This is a genomic window from Bacillus sp. JJ722 (assembly GCF_036963345.1).
Taxonomy (GTDB): domain Bacteria; phylum Bacillota; class Bacilli; order Bacillales; family DSM-1321; genus Bacillus_AD.
Window position 1 is genome coordinate 1 of the sequence record NZ_JBALMO010000325.1, and the last position, 1,189, is coordinate 1,189.

Consider the following 1,189-nt stretch of genomic DNA (forward strand, 5'->3'; position numbering starts at 1 on the left):
CCTCATACCTTTACATCACTATGAAAAGTGTATGATTTGTGTCGATATTTTAACAATAAAGTACACTTCAGTTAAAAGTAACCTTAATAAAAATCCCACTATATTTTATTGCCCTAAACATGAGTTATTCCTACTATACACTCTCAGCCTACTCCAAGTTGATTTCCAATTCTTATTTTTCATTCTACTTTCGTAAATTTTATTTCGCTCACTTGCTTCTTGATAATAAGGTGTAGGCTTGACTGTTAAATTTATAACGTCATTTATCCCCCAAGGAGCTGCTAATAAAATTCGATTGTTATCATCTAATTTAACACCTATAGCTGTAACTGTCTCAGGAAACTTAGAAATACCATCTGTTGAAGAAGAATATGGAGGCATATTATTAATAACATGCATCCTCGCTTGATTCTTTACCGACCATGGTATATTTGGAATAATTAATTTAAGTTTTTCTTCAATCTTCTTTTCATCAATTTCATTTATATTTGTAGAATCAAAGTAAATTACATCTACATCTGGTAAAGGTGTTCTCATGCTAAAACCGTGAATTACATCCCAAATTTTTGAACGAATAAATCCTGCGCAAATCCACCAATCAGGCAAATTCAACGATCTAACTGCTTTTAATAAATTCATCATTCATTCATCTTCTTCAATTACTCTTAATACATCTTCTTCTTTTTTGATATTCACTAAATAGCACCTACTTAACTGATTGTTAGACTATATAAATTCTCTTTTCACACCATTATACCTCCTACAACAACAAAATTAGCAATCATAAGAGGAGCTGTCCCCCCTTAATGTACTAATGTCAAAATGACTTAAAGAATAATACTTCACAAGATTCTTATCATTTAATATAATGTTTATGTTTGAGAAAGAGGTGAATTATGCCAGGTAGAGATAGTAGTCCACATAAACAAAGTAAAATATAAAGGAGCTACTATAATGACAGGAGAAATTGTAACTAAAAGACTTTTATTAAGGGAAGTGTCACATAAAGACACTCATTCACTTTTTGAAATTTGGTCTAATCCAAAAATAACTGAATTTATGAATATTTCACCCATGACTGACAAAGAGCAAGCAATTGAGATGATTCGTTTTTTTCAAAAACTTAGTAAATCAAATAATGGTAACCGTTATTCGATAATACACAGAGAAACAAATCAATTAATTGGTT

Annotated in this window: 2 protein-coding genes; one reads left to right on the forward strand and one right to left on the reverse strand. The window is 30.3% G+C overall.

The genetic code is table 11. The annotated features are described in order from the left end of the window. Window positions 1–105 precede the first annotated feature (105 nt). A complete protein-coding gene (locus V7014_RS25185) occupies window positions 106–642 on the reverse strand; it encodes a nucleotidyltransferase family protein (protein WP_335511531.1) in 537 nt (178 codons plus the stop codon). Window positions 643–954: 312 nt separating this feature from the next. Here V7014_RS25185 and V7014_RS25190 point away from each other — a divergent pair. Continuing rightward, window positions 955–1,189 (forward strand): GNAT family N-acetyltransferase (locus V7014_RS25190; RefSeq protein ID WP_335511533.1); only part of this gene is annotated, 235 nt, incomplete at its 3' end.